The organism is Sulfuritalea sp. (assembly GCF_031426875.1).
Lineage (GTDB): Bacteria > Pseudomonadota > Gammaproteobacteria > Burkholderiales > Rhodocyclaceae > Sulfuritalea.
The window spans coordinates 18,057-35,570 of sequence record NZ_JASJPC010000009.1; the positions used below are offsets into that span (position 1 = coordinate 18,057).

The window sequence follows — 17,514 nt, forward strand, 5'->3', positions numbered from 1 at the left end:
CGAAGTCGCCGCATCGCCGACTTCCGAGGTCCACAAAATTCAGGAGCAGCCATGAACGCGCCACTGCGCAGCATCACCCTCGAGGACAAATACGCCCTCAGCCAAGGCCGGGTCTTTCTCACCGGCACTCAAGCTCTGGTTCGACTGCTGCTGCTGCAGCGCCAACGCGACGCGTTGGCCGGACTCAACACCGCCGGCTATGTGTCCGGCTACCGCGGCTCGCCGCTGGGCGGGCTCGATCAGGCGCTGTGGAAGGCCAAGCCGCATCTGGCGCAAAGCCAGGTGGTATTTCAGCCCGGCGTCAACGAAGACCTTGCGGCCACGGCGCTGTGGGGCACGCAGCAGGTCAACCTCTCGCCCGGTGCCAAACACGACGGCGTCTTCGGTATGTGGTACGGCAAGGGTCCTGGGGTGGATCGCTGCGGCGACGTCTTCAAGCATGCCAATTCCGCCGGCACCTGGAAACATGGAGGCGTGCTGGCGATCGCCGGCGACGATCACGCCGCTCGTTCTTCGACGGTGGCGCACCAGTCGGAACACGCCTTCAAGGCGGCGATGATGCCGGTGCTGGTCCCCGCCGGGGTGCAAGACTATCTCGACCTTGGCCTGCACGGCTGGGCCATGAGCCGCTATTCGGGATGCTGGGTCGGCTTCAAGGCGGTGGCCGATACCGTCGAGTCGTCGGCCTCGGTGGATGTCTCGCCGGATCGGGTGCAGATCGTGCTGCCCACCGATTACGTGCTGCCGGCGGGTGGGCTCAACATCCGTTGGCCCGACGACCGCCTGCTGCAGGAAGCCCGCCTGCTCGACCACAAGCTGTATGCCGCGCTGGCCTATTGCCGCGCCAACCGGCTGAATCAGGTGGTGATCGGCTCGCCCTCATCTGGCATACCCGCACGCCTGGGCATCATCACCACGGGCAAGTCCTATCTCGACGTGCGCCAGGCCTTTGATGACCTTGGCATCGACGACGCGCTCGCCGCCGAAATCGGCATCCGGCTCTACAAGGTCGGCATGGTCTGGCCGCTCGAATCCGACGGCGTGCGCCGCTTCGCCGAAGGCCTCGAAGAAATCCTGGTGGTCGAGGAAAAGCGCCAGCTGATCGAATACCAGTTGAAGGAAGAACTCTACAACTGGCGCGAGGACGTGCGCCCGCGAGTGATCGGCAAGTTCGACGAAAAAGGCGAATGGGCGCTGCCCAACGGCCGCTGGCTGCTGCCCGCCTCCGGCGAACTGTCGCCGGCGCAGATCGCCCGCGTCATCGCCGACCGCATCAGCCGCCATTTCACCTCGCCACGCATCCGCGATCGCCTGGCCATCATCGAGGCCAAGGAACGCTCCGCCGCACCGGTGATCCCGATTGCGCGCACGCCCTACTTCTGCCCGGGCTGCCCGCACAACACCTCGACCTGCGTGCCGGAAGGCTCGCGCGCGCTGGCCGGCATCGGCTGCCATTTCATGGTGTTGTGGATGAACCGCGCCACCAGCACCTTCTCCCACATGGGCGGCGAAGGCGCAGCCTGGATGGGGCAGGCGCCCTTCACCGAACAGCGCCATGTCTTCGTCAATCTCGGCGACGGCACCTATTTTCATTCCGGCTCGCTGGCGATACGCGCCGCGGTGGCATCGGGCGTCAACGCCACTTACAAAATCCTCTACAACGACGCCGTGGCCATGACCGGCGGCCAGCCCCACGACGGCAACCTGACGGTACCGCATATCGCCGCGCAACTGCATGCCGAAGGTGTGCATCACGTTGTGGTCGTTACCGATGGCACGCCGCGCGCCTACGGCCACCCCGACCTGCCGCACGGCGTACCGATCCGCCATCGCGACGAGCTCGATGCAATCCAGCGCGAAATGCGCGAATGTCCCGGCGTCTCGGCCATCATCTACGACCAGACCTGCGCCGCGGAAAAACGCCGCCGCCGCAAGCGCGGCAAGATGATCGATCCGCCGCGCCGCCTGTTCATCAACGAGGCCGTCTGCGAAGGCTGCGGCGATTGCGGCGTGCAGTCCAACTGCCTCGCCGTGGTGCCGGTGGAAACCGAATTCGGCCGCAAGCGCGCGATCGACCAGTCCGCCTGCAACAAGGACTACTCCTGCGAGAAGGGCTTTTGCCCGAGCTTTGTTTCGGTGCTCGGCGGCGCCGTCAGGAAAGGTCGCGGCCTGGCCGGCAGCAGCGCGCCGGGCGACGCATTCGGCGTGCCGCCAGCGCCAACTCTTGGCTCGACGCTGAAGCCCTACGGCATCCTGATCACCGGCGTCGGCGGCACCGGCGTGGTCACCATCGGCGCCCTGATCGGCATGGCCGCGCACATCGACGGCAAGGGCGTCACCGTGCTCGACATGACCGGGCTGGCGCAAAAGGGCGGCGCGGTATTCTCCCATGTGCGCATCTGCGATGACCCGAATGACATACACGCGGTGCGCGTAGCCACCGGCGAAGCCGATGCGGTGATCGGCGGCGACGTCATCGTCAGCGCCTCGCCCGACGCCCTGACCCGCATGCAGGCCGGCCGCACGCGCGTGGTGGTGAATTGCGCGGAAACTCCCACGGCCGACTTCACGCGCAATCCGGACTGGCAGTTCCCGCTGGCGCGCATGCAGGCCGTGGTCGGCGACACGGTCGGCGCCGGCGCCGCGCATTTCGTCGACGCGTCGGACCTCGCCCTGCGCCTGCTCGGCGACTCGATCGCCAGCAACCTGTTCCTGCTCGGCTACGCCTGGCAGCAGGGCATGGTGCCGGTGTCCTGGGAGGCCATCGATCGCGCCATCGAACTCAACGGCACGGCCGTGGCGATGAGCCGCGCGGCCTTCCTCTGGGGCCGCCGCGCGGCGCACGATCCGGCGGCGGTGGCGGCCTATGCGCGGCCCAGGATCGCCGAACCGCCAGCGCCAACTCTTGACGAAGTGATCGCGCGACGCGTCGGCGTTCTCACCGAGTACCAGGATGCCGCCTACGCGCAGCGTTATCGGCAGCAGGTGGAGCAGATCCGCGCCGCTGAGTCGGCGATCAATTCGTCGCAATTGACCGAGGCCGTCGCCCACAACCTGTTCAAGCTGATGGCGATCAAGGACGAATACGAGGTGGCGCGGTTGTATGCCGAAGGCAACTTCGTGGAGCAGATCGCCGCGCGCTTCGAAGGCGACTACACGCTGCGCTTCCACCTCGCACCGCCGCTGCTGGCGCGGCCCGATCCGAAAACCGGGAAGGTGAAGAAGATGGCTTTCGGTCCCTGGATGCTGACCGCCTTCAAGTGGCTGGCAAAGGCGCGCCGCTATCGTGGATCGCGCTGGGACGTTTTCGGCCGCAGCGAGGAGCGGCGGCTGGAGCGCGCCCTGCTGGCCGACTACGAAGCCGACCTGGCCGCGCTGCCGCCGAAGCTGGAACGGAACACGCTGGGCGACGCCATTGCACTGGCCAGGCTACCGGAGAAGATTCGCGGCTTCGGCCACGTCAAGCGGCGCAACATCGACGAAGCCGCGCCGGAACGCGAGGCCTTGCGCGCCAGACTGGGACTGGGCTGAAACAGAGCCGACCGGCGGCGCTCGCGATCAGTGCGGGCGCCGCTTGCGGCTGGCCATCAGCGCGGCCTCGGAGCGGTTGGTCACGCCCATGGCCTTCATGATCGCCGAGACGTGGATTTTCACCGTACCCTCGGTCAAACCCAGCAATTCGCCGATCTGGCGGTTGCTGCGCCCTTCGGCCAGGAGTTCCATGACCCGCGCCTGGGCGGCCGTCAAACCGAAACGCTGGGCCAGCGACTTGCCCTCGCCATGGGCCGATTCGCTGCGATTGGTCAGTTCCTGCAGCTTCGGCGGCAGATATATTTCGCCCGACAGCACCGCGCGCAAGGCCTCGATCAATTCGGTGCTGGAGCCTGATTTGGAAACGAAGCCGGAGGCGCCGGCCTTCATCACCCGGGCTACCGTGTCGGCATCGTCCAGCGCCGACAGGATCACCACCGGCACCGTCGGAAAGCGCCGGCGCACCAGCGGCAGGAAGGTCTGGCCCTTGGTGCCGGGCAGCATCAGGTCGAGGATCATCATGTCGATGTCCTCGGACTCGAGCACGCCGATGGCCTCGTTGGCATCGGGTACGCCAAAGGTCCGCGTTTCGGCACCGAGGTTTTTCAGCGTCGCCAGCAGGCCCTCGCGCACCAGGGCGTGATCTTCCACCACCAAAAGATTGAGCATCGCGTTACCCTCCCCAGGTCGGTTGCGAATATGACAAAAAGCAGTTTAACGCGGAACCCGGCACTGCGGTAAGATCATCGCACTACTTAGGAGCGACCGTCATGAGCACGACACCGTCCGATCCGATGGAATTCCTCAAGTCCCTTTGGGGCAATACCGGGATGCCCCTGCCCGGTCTGGTTACGCCGACCCTCGACACCAACGAACTGGAAAAGCGCATTACCGACCTGAAGGCCGTCGAAGGCTGGCTCAAGACCAACCTCGGCATGCTGCAGATGACCATCCAGGGACTCGAGATGCAGCGCGCGACACTGTCGGCGCTGCAGGCCATCAGCCAGTCGGGCGGCAACCCCGAGGCCAACGCCAATCCTTTCGCCAACCCGGCGCTATGGCCGTGGAATTTCATGCAGGGCAACGGCCAGCCTGCGGCCACCGATGCAGCCGGCACACCGACAGCGGACCACGCGCCGGACAGCGGCAAGACCAAGTAGCACTTTGCGCGCCGGGGTGCTCTGCACGCCTGGGATTCTCCTTCGGAGGCAGGCGTCCGCTTAACGGGCCGGCGTCAGCGCCAGGCCAGCCAGAAGGGCAGGGTCAGCATGCCGAGCACGGTGCTGACCGAAATCAGCCAAGCTACGCGGGGGCCATCGCCGCCCATGCGCTGGGCCAGGATATAGGCGGAACTGGCTGTCGGCAAAGCCGCGAATACCAGCGCCACGCCGGCATAAACGCCGGTCAGTCCGAACCAGCGGATCAATCCAAGAGCGGCCAGCGGCATTGCAATGAGCTTCACTGCAAGCAGATAGCCTGCTGCCGCCGCCGCGGCACCAGCGCCGACTTTCGCACCGGTGCCGCGCAGCCCCGCGCCGACCGCCAGCAGACCCAGCGCGATGGCGGCTTCGCCGAGCCGGCCGAGGAATTGCAGCAGAACCTCCGGCGGCTGGAAGCCGGCCACGTTCGCCGCGACGCCGGCGAGCGTGGCGAGAATCAGCGGATTCTTTACCAGTTCGCGCCAGACGCTGGCCTCGCCGTGACGCGCCAGCATCCACACCGCCGCCATGTTGGCCGGCGGCACCATGACGCCGACAACGATCGCCATCGCGGCGATGCCCGGCACGCCATAGAGCTTGCCCGCCACCGCGAGACCGATATAGGAATTGAAGCGGAAGGCGCACTGGTATTGCGAGGCGAAAGACATCGGCGTCAGGCGGAAAAAACGCGCGCCGTAACCCAGCACCATGCCGGTCGCCATGGCCCCCATCACCACCGCCAGCAACGGACCCGCCGCGGCCCAGTCGATGCGCGCCTTCACCAGGCCGTTGAACAGCAGGGCCGGGAACAGCACGTAATAGACCAGTTTTTCCAGGCCGGCCCAGAAATGGTCGCCCAGATGCAGCACACGGCGCAAGCTAGCGCCCAGCAGGATCAGGGCGAAATCGGGAAGCAGCGCAAGCGTGGGGGCAAGCGCCGGAGTGAGCGCAGGGGTGAGCGTAAGGGACACGCCGCTAAATTACCCCGCTGTCGCGCAGCCGCGCAATGTCGGATTCCACGTAGCCGGCGGCCTTCAGCACGGCCTCGCTGTCGGCCCCGGCGGCCGGCGCCAGCGTGGCGGCGGCCCAGGGCCAGGCCGAGAGTTTGCAGGGCGGCGCGTACTGTTTGCAACCGCCGACCTCGACCAGCATTTCGCGCGCGGCGATCTGCGGATGGACCAGCGCTTCGTCCAGACGCAAGACCGGCGTGACGCAGCAGTCCGCCGCGGCGAATATGGGCTCCCAGTGAGCCAGTGGCTCAGCGGCGAGCATGGCGGCCAGTTCCGCCTTCACGCGTCGGCCTTCGCTGCCCGTGGCCAGCCCGAAGGGCGCCAGGTCGGGGCGCCCGATTGCCGCGCACAGCGCCTGCCAGAACTTGGGTTCGAGGGCGCCGACCGCCAGGTAACGCTCGTCGGCGGTGCGATAGACGCCGTAGCAGGGCACGCCGCCGGTCAATAGGTCGGCGCCGCGCGGCGCCGGCCGGCCATGGACCAGCGTAGTGACCAGCGGGAAGATGGTGTGCGCCAGCACGGCGTCGGTCATCGCCACATCGACATGGCTGCCCCGCCCCGTCGCCTTGGCGCCGATCACCGCAGCAAGAACGCCAAGCAAGGGAGTAAGCGCCCCCCCCAGCAAGTCGCCGATCTGCAGATTGGGAATCGCCGGCGGGCCGCTGTGCTCGCCGTCGTGGCTGCCTATCTGGTCGAGCAAGCCCGCCGTCGCCAGGTAATTGATGTCGTGGCCGGCCTGGTCCGCCCAGGGGCCGGTCTGTCCGTAGCCGGTGATCGCGCAATAAACGATGCGGGGATTGATCGCGCGCACCGCCTCATAGCCGATGCCCAGCTTATCCACTACGCCGGGACGGAAGCTTTCGAAAATCACGTCGGCATCCTGCGCCAGGCGCAGGAAGACCTCGACACCGGCCGCCTGCTTGAGGTCCAGGCGCAGGCTTTTCTTGTTGCGATTGACCAGGCGGAAGAACAGGCTGTCGCCCGTACCACCGTTGTCGCCCGCCGCGCGCTCGCCCGGGCCCATGGCGCGGGCATAGTCGCCGGCGCCGGTGTCCTCGATCTTGATCACCTCGGCGCCGAGGTCGGCCAGATGCATGGTCGCCACCGGTCCCGGCAGCAGGCGCGTCAGATCGAGCACCCGCAGTCCGGCCAGCGGGCCGGACTTTGTTTCAGTCATACTTCCGTTCGTCCGCGATCACCTTGCCGTCGTTGGGCAAGCTGCCGGCGGCCACGAGTTCCACGACGCCGCGCAGTTTGGTCAGCTCGCGCACGCTTTCGCCGATCGCCAGCGCAAGGCCCTCGCTGGCAGTCGCTTCGCAGCGCAGCGTCATGACGTCGCTGCTGTCGGGGTTGGTCACGACCAGGCGGGCCCGGGCGATTTCCGGATGACGCTTGACCACCGCCGCGACCTGCTCGGGATGAACGAACATACCCTTGACCTTGGTGGTCTGGTCGGCGCGTCCCATCCAGCCCTTGATGCGCACGTTGGTGCGGCCGCAGGGCGACGCATTGGTCAATGAATCGGGCAGGAAGGCGGACAGGTCACCGGTGCCGAAACGGATCAGCGGATAGTCGGTATTGAAGGTGGTCACCACCACCTCGCCCACCTCGCCGAGCGCCACGGGATCGCCGGTGCCCGGGCGCACGATTTCGACGATCACTCCCTCGTCGATCACCAGGCCCTGGCGCGCCTCGGTCTCATACGCGATGACGCCGAGTTCGGCCGTCGCGTAGGCCTGGTAGCCGGCGATACCGCGCGCCAGCAGCGCATCGCGCACCGGCGGCAGAAAGGCCTCGCCGGAAACCAGGGCCTTGGTCAGCGCAGGCAGCTTGATGCCCAGTTCGTCCGCCTTTTCCAGCAGGATGCGCAGGAAGGACGGTGTGCCGACATAGCCGTTCGGAGCCAAGTCGGCCATCGCCGCCACCTGCTGCTCGGTCTGGCCGACGCCGGCCGGGAACACGGTGCAGCCCAGCGCCTGGGCGCCGGCCTCGAGGATCCAGGCGCCCGGCGTCATGTGGTAGGAAAAACTGTTATGCACCAGGTCGCCGGCACGGAAGCCCGCCGCGTAAAGCGCGCGCGCCGTGCGCCAGTAATCCGCGTTGCGGCCTTCGGGTTCGTAAATCGGCCCCGGCGAGGAGAACACGCGCCCGAGCTGGCCCCACTGCGCCGCCGCCAGGCCGCCGAAAGGCGGGCGCTGCTTCTGCAGTTCGATCAGGTCATGCTTGCGCACCACCGGCAAAGCTGCGAGGGCCGCGATCGAGGTGATCGCAGCGGCATCGAAGTTCTTCAGGGATTCGGCGAAGTAGGCTGCATTGGCCTTGGCATGCGCAATCTGCTGCGGCAGCCGTGTCGCCAGCGCCAACTCTCGTTCGTCGGCGGTGCGGGTTTCGAGGGCGTCAAAGAATTTGGACATGTGCTGCTCCGGAATCGGTTGGAGAGGGATGACGGGGCTGAAGCACCAAGCGATGCAAGGCGCGAAAGGCCGACGTTTAGTTTTCTAAACGAGGCCTTGAGCAACGCCGCAGCGCGCAGCGTGATTCAGCGCCGTCAAGCGAGCCAGCGTTTGCGGCGGCGGTAATGCTTGGTCTCGCGGAAGCTCTTGCGCTCCCCCGACGAGATGCCGAGGTAAAACTCCTTGACGTCCTCGTTGTTGGCCAGATCCTTGGCCGCACCCTCCATGACCACGCGGCCGTTTTCGAGGATGTAGCCGAAGTCCGCATAGCGCAAGGCCATGTTGGTGTTCTGTTCGGCCAGGAGAAAGGTGACCTTTTCCCGCTGGTTGAGGTCCTTGACGATGCCGAATACCTCGTCGACGATTTGCGGCGCCAGGCCCATCGAGGGCTCGTCGAGCAGCACCATGGTCGGATTGGCCATCAACGCGCGTCCGATGGCGCACATCTGCTGTTCGCCACCCGAGGTATAGGCAGCCTGACTGGTGCGCCGCGTCTTCAGCCGCGGGAAATAGTTGTAGACCTTTTCCAGGGTCTGCGCCACGGCAGCCCGGCCATCGTTACGGGTGTAGCTGCCGGTCATCAGGTTTTCTTCGATGGTCAGGTGGCCGAAACAATGGCGGCCTTCCATGACCTGGACCACGCCGCGCTTGACCAGATCGGAGGGCGTCAGCGCCTCGATGCGCTCGCCACGACACTCGATCGAACCCTTGGTCACCTCGCCGCGCTCGCCGTGCAGCAGGTTGCTGACGGCGCGTAGCGTCGTCGTCTTGCCGGCGCCGTTGCCGCCCAGCAGCGCCACGATACTGCCTTGCGGCACCGAAAGTGAGACGCCCTTGAGCACCAGGATGACGTGGTTGTAGATCACCTCGATGCTATTGACGTTGAGAAGGATGTTGGCAGTAGTCATGTGCTCTTTCGATTGATGCGGGCTGAAAATCCGGGCGGGACTCGACGAGCCCCGCCCGGCAAGCCTTTATGTCACTTCTTGCAGTCTTCCGGAGTGCGCGGCGTGATCTTCTTTTCTTCCGCATACTTGCCGGAGGCCAGCATCACCATCGGGCGCAGCACCTTCTGGTCCGCCTCGTACCAGTCGGAAGAGAAGTTCCACTTCTTGCCGTCCCAGGTGTGAACGCGCGCAAATCCCGATCCCATGTGGTCGATGCAAGTGGTATGCACCGGGCGCATCACGCCGGCGAAGCCCAGGGCATCCAGCCCCTTCTGGTCGAGGTTGATGTTCTCCAGGCCCCAGCGCATCTGTTCGCCGGTGATGTGCTTGCCCTTGCCATAGCGCCCCTGTGCCACGCGTACTGCTTCGGTCTGGACCATCGCCGATATCAGGCCGCGCATGTAGAGCACCTGGCCGACTTCCTCCTTGGGACCGGTGCCCTGGCCCTTGGCGTGCAACTTCTCGAGAACTTCCTTGACCACCTTGGCATTCGGTTCTGCGCCATGTTGCATGGCCAGCGCGTTGTAGCCCTTGGCGCCGTCGCCGACGTCCTTGACATCGGGTTCCGCACCCGACCACCAGACGCCGTACATCTTCTCGCGCGGATAGCCTGTGGCCTGCGCTTCCTTGATCGCCGTCGAGTTCATCACGCCCCAGCCCCAGAGGAAGACGTAGTCGGGCTTGTTCTGGCGGATCTGCAACCAGGTGGCCTTCTGCTCTACGCCGGGGTGAGCTACCGGCAGCAGGGAAAGAATGTAGCCGTGCATCTTGGCGCGTTCCTGCAGCAAAGCAATCGGCTCCTTGCCATAGGGGCTGTCGTGGTAGACCAGCGTGATCTTCTTGCCCTTCAGCTTGTCGAAGCCGCCTTCCTTCTTGGCGATGTGCTGCACCAGCACGTCGGCGCCGGACCAGTAAGTGCCCACCAGCGGGAAGTTCCAGCCGAACACGGCGCCGTTCTGCGACTCGCTGCGGCCGTAGCCGGCGGTGATCACCGGGATCTTGTCGACCGGGGCTTTTTCCGTAAGGGCAAAAGTGATGCCGGTGGACAGCGGCTGCACTGCCGTGGCGCCACCATGCTTGCCCTTCAGTCGCTCATAGCATTCGACGCCGCGGTCGGTGGCGTAGCCGGTTTCGCATTCCTCCCAGATCATTTTTACGCCGTTGACACCGCCACGGGCGTTGGTCAGCTTCATGTAGTCGACAAAGCCGTTGGCCCAGGGTGCGCCGTTGGGGGCGTAGGCGCCGGTACGGTAGGCCAGCACCGGAAAGAACTGCTCTTCGGCCGCATAGGCCGCAGGCGCAGTGAGCGCAGCGGAAAAGCCGATCGCTGCGACTGAAGCGGCGACAACCAGTTTGCGTAGTTTCATGTTTTCTCCTCTTAGGATGATTTAGTGTTACGCGTGCAATAAACCCGATCTGCGCGTCGGACAATACTACGCCGTCCGCGCCCCTGACCCATTAGTGCGGGAACGGCCACAAACGCAATTTCTCCCTGCCCGTAGACCACAGGCGTGCGATGCCGTGGGGCTCGACGATCAGGAAGAAAACAATGAGTGCGCCGAAAACCATGATCTCGACGTGCGATACCAGCGCGATTGAAACCTCCAGCCCGAACACCCCCCCGACCAGGGGCAGCATCTGATTGAGGAAAATCGGCAGGATCACGATGAACGCGGCGCCGAAAAAACTGCCTGCGATCGCCCCCAGGCCGCCGATGATGACCATGAACAATAGCTGGAAGGAACGGTCGATCGAAAATGCTGCAGGCTCCCAGGAGCCGAGGTTGATCATGCCCCAAAGGGCGCCGGCTACCCCGAGATAAAACGAACTGACGGCGAAGGCGGTGAGCTTGGCGTACAAGGGGCGAATGCCGATCACCGTGGCGGCAACGTCCATGTCGCGAATCGCCATCCACTGCCGGCCGATGCTGCCGCGCACCAGGTTCTTTGCCATGAGGCTGAAGATCACCAGGATGCCGAGGCAGAAAAGATACTTGTCGGTCGGCGTATTGACGATCCAGCCGAAAACGTCGATGTCGGCCACCGATACGGAGCCCGACGATGCGTCGTTGGTGAACCATTTGACGCGCAGGAAGGCCCAGTCCCAGAAGAATTGGGCCGCCAGCGTCGCCACCGCGAGGTAAAGGCCGCGCACGCGCAGGCTGGGGATGCCGAACACGATGCCGACCGCCGCGGCCGTGAAGCCGCCCAGCAGGATGGCCCCCAGCGCCGGCATGCCGCTGACGCGAATCAGGAAGTTGTAGGCCGCGTAGGCGCCGACTGCCATGAAGGCGCCAGCCCCGAGAGTGATCTGCCCACAATAGCCGACCAGGATGTTCACGCCGAGCGCGGCCAGCGACAGGATCAGGAAGGGAATCAGGATGGCGCGAAACAGGTACTCATCGACCATGAGGGGAATCGCGAAGAAGGCGATGGCGATGATGGCAAGAATCGCCCAGCGGTCCTGCGGAATCGGAAATATCTGCTGATCCGACTTGTACGAGGTCTTGAACTGACCGTTTTCTCTATAGAACATTCCTAATCCCTCGTATCAAACGCGATCGAATTTTTTCTAGTTCCGGCCGCTACGCTTAACGTGCTACGCACGTTAGCCTGCACTGAAAAATCATTGAACATGTTCATACCCGATCAATGATTTTCTCCCCGAACAGACCTTGCGGCCTGAACAGGAGGAACACCAGCGCCAGCATGTAGGCAAACCAGATCTCGATGCCGCCGCCGACATAAGGCCCCAGATAGACTTCGGACAGCTTTTCGCCGACGCCGATGATCAGGCCGCCGATGATCGCGCCGGGAACCGAAGTCAGGCCGCCCAGGATCACTACGGGCAAGGCGCGCAGCGCCACGGTCGACAAGGAAAACTGTGCACCCAGTTTCGAACCCCAGATCACGCCCGCCACCAGCGCCGTGATGCCGGCGACACACCAGACGATGACCCAGATCCGGTTCAGCGGAATGCCGATCGACTGGGCTGCCTGGTGATCGTCGGCCACGGCGCGCAACGCACGCCCGGTGGATGTCTTCTGAAAGAAGATGCTCAGTGCCACCACCAGCAGCGCCGAAATGAAGGCGGCAACGAAATCCTCCTTGTTGATCAGGATGCCGCCTTCGAAGACGCTCTCCAGCATCATCACCGGTTCCTTCGGCATGCCGACGTCGATCTTGTAGATGTCGCTGCCGAAGATGGTCTGGCCAACGCCATCAAGAAAGTAGCCTATGCCCAGCGTGGCCATCAGCAGCGTCGCTCCTTCCTGATTGACCAGGTGGCGCAACACCAGGCGCTCGACCAGCCAGGCCACCACAAACATCACCGCGATGGATATGGCGAAGGCCAGCACGTTGGCCAGGAACAGGTTGTCCATGCCCAGCCACTCCGGTATCCACTCGGAAAAGCGTGCCATCGACAGGGCGGCGAAAAGAACCATCGCACCCTGGGCGAAATTGAACACGCCGGAGGCCTTGAAGATCAACACGAAACCCAGCGCCACCAGGGAGTAAAGCATGCCGCTCATCAGTCCGCCGAGCAGGGTTTCCAGAAAAAAAGCCATGGTTCAGGTTCCTCAGTGGCTGGCGCCGAGATAGGCGCTGATGACGTCAGGATTGGCGCGCACTTCGTCGGGCGTGCCGTCACCGATCTTCTTGCCGTAATCGAGCACCACGACGCGGTCTGAAATGTCCATGACCACGCCCATGTCGTGCTCGATCAGCACCACCGTGGTGCCGAACTGGTCATTGACGTCGAGGATGAAGCGGCACATGTCCTGCTTTTCCTCGACGTTCATGCCGGCCATGGGTTCGTCGAGCAGCAGGATCTGCGGTTCCATGGCCAGGGCGCGCGCCAGGTCCACGCGCTTTTGCAGGCCATAGGGCAGGCGGCCGACCGGGGTCTTGCGAATGTGCTGGATTTCGAGGAAGTCGATGATTTCCTCGACCTTGAGCCGATGCTCGAGTTCCTCGCGCTGCGCCGCGCCCAGCCAGAAGGCCTGTTGCAGCAGGTTGGCCTTCATTTTCAGGTTGCGGCCGGTCATGATGTTGTCGAGCACCGACATGCCCTTGAACAGCGCGATGTTCTGGAAGGTGCGCGCCAGACCGGCCTTGGCCGCGCCATACGAGTCCATATTGGCATGGTGCACGCCGCGCAGGATGATGTCCCCCTCCTGCGGTCGGTACACGCCATTGATGACGTTCAGCATGGAGCTCTTGCCGGCGCCGTTGGGGCCGATGATGGCGCGAATTTCATGTTCGCGCACATCGAAGGAAATGTCCTGCAGCGCCTTGACGCCGCCGAAACTGAGACTGATGTTCTTGAGGTCGAGAATCACCTCGCCGATTTTTCTTCCGCTCATGCTGCCTCCGACGGGCCGCCCCTAGGGGGCAGCGAGTCAACTTCATGGAGCGGGCATTGCCCGCGAACCGTGGTCACCCCCTTCCTGGGGAAGGGGGCTGGGGGAAAGGTCCTGTTCATGGTCAGGCTGCCTTCTTCATCACGGGGAAAGTCTTGACATCGCAGATCACCAGGTCGGCCGACACCTTGCCGGTGCGGCCGTCCTCGAACTTGACCTGGGTTTCGATGAACTGCGTGGCTTTGCCGGAATACAGGGCGTCGATCAGCACGCCATATTTCTCGGCAACGAAGCCGCGCCTGACCTTGCGGGTGCGGGTGAGCTCGTCGTCATCCGGATCGAGTTCCTTGTGCAGCACCATGAAGCGATGGATCTGCGTCTCGGCCACCATCGCGTCGTGCGACAGGTCGGCATTGACCTGCTCGACGCACTCCCGGATCAGTTCCAGAACCTCCGGCTTGCCGGCCAGATCGGTATAGCCGGAATAGGGCAGGCCGCGCCGTTCGGCCCAGTTGCCGACGGCGCCCATGTCGATATTGACGAAGGCGCAGACCATGTCACGGTCATGGCCGAAGCAGACCGCTTCCTTGATGTACTGGAAGAACTTGAGCTTGTTCTCGATGTAGTTCGGCGCGAAGATCGCGCCGTGCGCCAGCTTGCCGACGTCCTTGGCGCGGTCGATGATCTTGAGGTGGCCGTCCTCGTCGAAGAAGCCGGCGTCGCCGGTGTGGAACCAGCCTTCGGCGTCGATCGCCTCGGCCGTCGCATCGGGGCGCTTGTAATATTCCTTGAGCAGCAGCTTGCCGCGCACCAGCACTTCTCCGCTCTCGGCGATCCTGACCTCGACGCCCGGCGCCGGCTTGCCGACGCTGTCGAACTTGATCTCGCGATCCGGCTGCAGGCAGACCGCGGCGCAGGTTTCCGTCGCCCCGTAGAGCTGCTTCAGATTGACGCCGATGGAACGGTAGAAGCGGAACAGGTCGGGGCCGATCGCGGCGCCGGCCGTGTAGGCGACGCGAATGCGGCTCATGCCCAGCACGTTGCGCAACGGACCGTAGACCAGCACATTGCCCAGCGCATACAACAGGCGGTCGGCAGTCGAGACGCCGGGCTTGCCGTCGAGGATATCCGAACCGCAGCGCTTGGCCACGCTCATGAAGTAATGGAACATGCCGCGCTTGGTGGCGCCGGCATCCTCCATGCGGATCATCACCGTGGTCAACAGGTTCTCGAACACGCGCGGCGGCGCAAAGTAATAAGTGGGCCCGATCTCGCGCAGGTCGGTCATCACCGTGTCGCCGGACTCGGGACAGTTGATGGTGAAGCCGGCCACCAGCGCCTGGGCATAGGAGAACAGGTGGTCGCCGACCCAGGCCATCGGCAGGTAGGAAAGAATGTCTTCATGGTCGGTGAGGTGGTCGAAATCGACGCCGCTGGTCGCCGCCGCGATGAAGGTTTCATGGGTCTGGCAGACGCCCTTGGGCTTGCCCGTGGTGCCCGAGGTGTAGAGCATCACGGCGACATCTTCGCTACGCCCCTTGGCCACTTCCGCGGGAATGAAATCCGGCTGGTTCTTGTCATGAATGCGTCCCATGGCCATCACTTCATCCAGGCCCTGCAGCCAGGTCTGGGTGTAGTGGCGCATGCCGCGCGCATCGTCGTAGAGGATGTGCTGCAGGCTCGGGCACTGGTCCTTGATTTCGAGCAGCTTGTCGACCTGCTCCTGGTCTTCGACGATGGCAAAGCGGATCTCGCCGTCGGTCAGCACGAAAACCATTTCCGCCGCGACCGCGTCCTGGTACATCGGCACCGGGACGCCGCCCAGCATCTGCGCCGCGCACATCGCCCAGTACAGGCGCGGACGGTTGTCGCCGATCAGGGCCAGGTTATCGCCGCGCTTGAAGCCCAGTTCCGCCAGGCCGCAGGCCATGGCGCGAACTTCCTCGGCGACCTGGCTCCAGTTCCAGGTTTGCCAGATGCCAAGATATTTCTCGCGCGTCGCCGGACGATCGCCGCGCGTCGCCGCGTGATTCAGCAATAGACGGGGAAACGTATCGAGCGGGCCTGAAGCCCGCCCCGATTGGGATGCAGTCATGCGTTTTCTCTCCTCCAGCGCGACCGATGCAGATTCGCTTGTGCCGCGACTTGTCTGCTACAGAAATTGAGTCTAAGCCATTCTCCTGCCTATAATTGTCGCGTGCCTGACAATTGCCCAAAATCCGCGATCTCGCTCGATGACATGCTGCGCCGCACAAGCTGGGCGCAGTCAATGTCGGATGACGACTATCGCCGGGCACGCGAGGGAATCGTCGAACGCCAGGTGCCGACCGGCGGATATGTCTGTCATAAAGGCGAACCCGCCGATCACTGGCACGGCGTCATCGACGGCCTCGCCAAGATGTGCAGCGACTGGGCCACGGGAAAAACCGCGAGTTTCACCGGCATCGCCGCCGGCGGCTGGTTCGGCGAAGGCTCGATGCTCAAGGACGAGCCTCGGCGCTATGACGTCATCGCCCTGCGCGATACCCGCGTCGCCTGCATGCGGCGCGAAACCTTCCATTGGCTGCTGGACAACAGCATCCCCTTCAACCGTTTCATCGTCACCCAGATCAACGAACGCCTGGGCCTGTTCATCGGCCTGCTCGAATCGGAACGCCTGCTCGACGTCGATGCGCGCGTCGCACGCACGCTGGCCGCGCTGTTCCATCCGGTGCTGCAACCCGGCATCGAATCCCGCATCGCCATCTCGCAGGAAGAAATCGGCTACCTCGCGGGAATCTCGCGCCAGCGCGTGAACAAGGCCTTGCGCCAACTCGAGGACGACGGATTTTTGACCACGCAGTACGGCGGCATTACCGTGCTCGATCTGGAAGGCCTGCGCCGCTTCGGCGGCTAGCGAAAACGGGCGGAACGTGGGGCGGACGTAGGGCGGACGTAGGGCGGACTTCAGTCCGCCATCCACCCCTGGCCGACTGAAGTCGGCCCTACAACGCCATCCACCCCTGGCCGACTGAAGTCGGCCCTACAACGCCATCCACCCTGGCCGACTGAAGTCGGCCCTACACGCCCTCCACCCGCCGTTTCGCCAGCGCCAACTCTTGTCAGCCGTAGGTGTAAAACCCGCGGCCGGTCTTGCGGCCGAGATAACCCGCAGCGACCATTTCCTTCAGCAGCGGCGCCGGACGGTACTTGGAGTCGTTGAAGCCCTCGTAGAACACCATCATCACCGCCAGCATGGTGTCGAGTCCGATCATGTCGGCCAGGGCCAAGGGGCCGATCGGATGGTTGCAGCCCAGCTTCATGCCGGCGTCGATCTCCTCGGCCGACGCCAGTCCTTCGGCATAAACGAAGATGGCCTCGTTGATCATCGGACAGAGGATGCGATTCACCACGAAGCCGGGATTGTTCTTCACCGTGATCGGCGTCTTGCCTAATGCCTTGGCCAGGGCCTCGACCTTGGCATGCGTTTCGTCCGAAGTCTGCAGGCCGCGGATCAGTTCCACCAGCGCCATCATCGGCACCGGGTTGAAGAAGTGCATGCCGATGAAGCGGTCGGCGCGTCCCGTCGCGGCGGCCAGCTGGGTGATCGAAATCGACGAGGTGTTGCTGGCGATGATGGTGTCGGCGCCGATCACGGCCTCGGCTTCCTTGAGAATCCTGAGCTTCAGGCCCTCGTTTTCGGTCGCCGCCTCGATCACGATATCGACGCCCTGCATGTCGGCCATCTGCGTCGTCGCCTTGATGCGCGCCATCGCCGCCGCCTTTTGCTCGGCGCTCATTTTTTCCTTCTTGACCAGCCGGTCGAGACTGCCGGAAATCGTCGCGACGCCCTTTTGCACCGCCGCCTCGTTGATGTCCAGCATCACCGCGCTGACGCCCGAAACGGCGCACGCCTGTGCGATGCCATTGCCCATGGTGCCGGCGCCGATGATGCCCACTGTCTTGATGCTCATCCCTGCTTCTCCTTCCGATTCATTAAAAAGCGCGAAGCCACGCCGCTCAAGCGTGGAC

Annotated in this window: 14 protein-coding genes; 3 read left to right on the forward strand and 11 right to left on the reverse strand. The window is 64.2% G+C overall.

Annotation, left to right across the window (positions count from 1 at the left end; all coding sequences use genetic code 11):
- Positions 1-51 precede the first annotated feature (51 nt).
- Positions 52-3,531 carry an indolepyruvate ferredoxin oxidoreductase family protein gene (locus RMO95_RS04920; RefSeq protein ID WP_310449477.1) on the forward strand — a complete coding sequence of 1,160 codons (3,480 nt, stop codon included), beginning with the start codon at positions 52-54 and terminating at the stop codon, positions 3,529-3,531.
- Between the two features lie 27 nt (positions 3,532-3,558).
- On the opposite strand, the gene RMO95_RS04925 is transcribed toward RMO95_RS04920, so the two are convergent.
- The gene (locus tag RMO95_RS04925; protein WP_310449478.1) at positions 3,559-4,200 is read right to left on the reverse strand and encodes a response regulator transcription factor; all 642 of its coding nucleotides are present in this window, start codon (positions 4,198-4,200) and stop codon (positions 3,559-3,561) included.
- A 101-nt stretch (positions 4,201-4,301) separates the two neighbouring features.
- Between RMO95_RS04925 and RMO95_RS04930 the strand changes: the two genes are divergently transcribed.
- Positions 4,302-4,691, forward strand: a complete 390-nt coding sequence (locus tag RMO95_RS04930; protein ID WP_310449479.1) for a PhaM family polyhydroxyalkanoate granule multifunctional regulatory protein — start codon at positions 4,302-4,304, stop codon at positions 4,689-4,691.
- Between the two features lie 74 nt (positions 4,692-4,765).
- On the opposite strand, the gene RMO95_RS04935 is transcribed toward RMO95_RS04930, so the two are convergent.
- The 9 genes from RMO95_RS04935 to RMO95_RS04975 all read right to left on the reverse strand — a co-directional run bounded on the left by RMO95_RS04935 (position 4,766) and on the right by RMO95_RS04975 (position 15,598).
- Positions 4,766-5,701: an AEC family transporter gene (locus RMO95_RS04935; RefSeq protein ID WP_310449480.1), complete on the reverse strand. Its 936-nt coding sequence runs from the start codon at positions 5,699-5,701 to the stop codon at positions 4,766-4,768.
- A 4-nt stretch (positions 5,702-5,705) separates the two neighbouring features.
- A complete protein-coding gene (locus RMO95_RS04940; RefSeq protein ID WP_310449481.1) occupies positions 5,706-6,917 on the reverse strand; it encodes a CaiB/BaiF CoA-transferase family protein in 1,212 nt (403 codons plus the stop codon).
- The gene (locus RMO95_RS04945; protein ID WP_310449482.1) at positions 6,910-8,154 is read right to left on the reverse strand and encodes an AMP-binding protein; all 1,245 of its coding nucleotides are present in this window, start codon (positions 8,152-8,154) and stop codon (positions 6,910-6,912) included. The genes RMO95_RS04940 and RMO95_RS04945 overlap by 8 nt, the downstream gene beginning before the upstream one ends.
- Before the next feature lie 134 nt (positions 8,155-8,288).
- Positions 8,289-9,101, reverse strand: coding sequence for an ABC transporter ATP-binding protein (locus RMO95_RS04950; RefSeq protein WP_310449483.1), 813 nt, complete (start codon positions 9,099-9,101; stop codon positions 8,289-8,291).
- A 71-nt stretch (positions 9,102-9,172) separates the two neighbouring features.
- A complete protein-coding gene (locus RMO95_RS04955; protein WP_310449484.1) occupies positions 9,173-10,507 on the reverse strand; it encodes an ABC transporter substrate-binding protein in 1,335 nt (444 codons plus the stop codon).
- Positions 10,508-10,598: 91 nt separating this feature from the next.
- The gene (locus RMO95_RS04960; RefSeq protein ID WP_310449485.1) at positions 10,599-11,675 is read right to left on the reverse strand and encodes a branched-chain amino acid ABC transporter permease; all 1,077 of its coding nucleotides are present in this window, start codon (positions 11,673-11,675) and stop codon (positions 10,599-10,601) included.
- Between the two features lie 103 nt (positions 11,676-11,778).
- Positions 11,779-12,708, reverse strand: a complete 930-nt coding sequence (locus tag RMO95_RS04965) for a branched-chain amino acid ABC transporter permease (RefSeq protein WP_310449486.1) — start codon at positions 12,706-12,708, stop codon at positions 11,779-11,781.
- A 12-nt stretch (positions 12,709-12,720) separates the two neighbouring features.
- Positions 12,721-13,506, reverse strand: coding sequence for an ABC transporter ATP-binding protein (locus RMO95_RS04970; protein ID WP_310449487.1), 786 nt, complete (start codon positions 13,504-13,506; stop codon positions 12,721-12,723).
- A 121-nt stretch (positions 13,507-13,627) separates the two neighbouring features.
- Positions 13,628-15,598 (reverse strand): AMP-binding protein, encoded by a 1,971-nt coding sequence (locus RMO95_RS04975; protein WP_310449488.1) that lies wholly within the window; start codon positions 15,596-15,598, stop codon positions 13,628-13,630.
- Positions 15,599-15,772: 174 nt separating this feature from the next.
- Here RMO95_RS04975 and RMO95_RS04980 point away from each other — a divergent pair, with 174 nt between their 5' ends.
- Positions 15,773-16,399 carry a Crp/Fnr family transcriptional regulator gene (locus RMO95_RS04980; RefSeq protein WP_310449489.1) on the forward strand — a complete coding sequence of 209 codons (627 nt, stop codon included), beginning with the start codon at positions 15,773-15,775 and terminating at the stop codon, positions 16,397-16,399.
- Between the two features lie 205 nt (positions 16,400-16,604).
- Here the strand turns inward: RMO95_RS04980 and RMO95_RS04985 are convergent, their stop codons facing one another.
- The gene (locus tag RMO95_RS04985) at positions 16,605-17,456 is read right to left on the reverse strand and encodes a 3-hydroxybutyryl-CoA dehydrogenase (RefSeq protein ID WP_310449490.1); all 852 of its coding nucleotides are present in this window, start codon (positions 17,454-17,456) and stop codon (positions 16,605-16,607) included.
- Positions 17,457-17,514: the final 58 nt, after the last annotated feature.

Coding starts and splice junctions, on each gene's coding strand:
- RMO95_RS04945 (WP_310449482.1), bottom strand. CDS start 8,154: ATGTCCAAATTCTTTGACGCCCTCGAAACCCGCACCGCCGACGAACGA.
- RMO95_RS04970 (WP_310449487.1), bottom strand. CDS start 13,506: ATGAGCGGAAGAAAAATCGGCGAGGTGATTCTCGACCTCAAGAACATC.
- RMO95_RS04925 (WP_310449478.1), bottom strand. CDS start 4,200: ATGCTCAATCTTTTGGTGGTGGAAGATCACGCCCTGGTGCGCGAGGGC.
- RMO95_RS04955 (WP_310449484.1), bottom strand. CDS start 10,507: ATGAAACTACGCAAACTGGTTGTCGCCGCTTCAGTCGCAGCGATCGGC.
- RMO95_RS04950 (WP_310449483.1), bottom strand. CDS start 9,101: ATGACTACTGCCAACATCCTTCTCAACGTCAATAGCATCGAGGTGATC.
- RMO95_RS04960 (WP_310449485.1), bottom strand. CDS start 11,675: ATGTTCTATAGAGAAAACGGTCAGTTCAAGACCTCGTACAAGTCGGAT.
- RMO95_RS04980 (WP_310449489.1), top strand. CDS start 15,773: ATGTCGGATGACGACTATCGCCGGGCACGCGAGGGAATCGTCGAACGC.
- RMO95_RS04920 (WP_310449477.1), top strand. CDS start 52: ATGAACGCGCCACTGCGCAGCATCACCCTCGAGGACAAATACGCCCTC.
- RMO95_RS04965 (WP_310449486.1), bottom strand. CDS start 12,708: ATGGCTTTTTTTCTGGAAACCCTGCTCGGCGGACTGATGAGCGGCATG.
- RMO95_RS04985 (WP_310449490.1), bottom strand. CDS start 17,456: ATGAGCATCAAGACAGTGGGCATCATCGGCGCCGGCACCATGGGCAAT.
- RMO95_RS04940 (WP_310449481.1), bottom strand. CDS start 6,917: ATGACTGAAACAAAGTCCGGCCCGCTGGCCGGACTGCGGGTGCTCGAT.
- RMO95_RS04930 (WP_310449479.1), top strand. CDS start 4,302: ATGAGCACGACACCGTCCGATCCGATGGAATTCCTCAAGTCCCTTTGG.
- RMO95_RS04975 (WP_310449488.1), bottom strand. CDS start 15,598: ATGACTGCATCCCAATCGGGGCGGGCTTCAGGCCCGCTCGATACGTTT.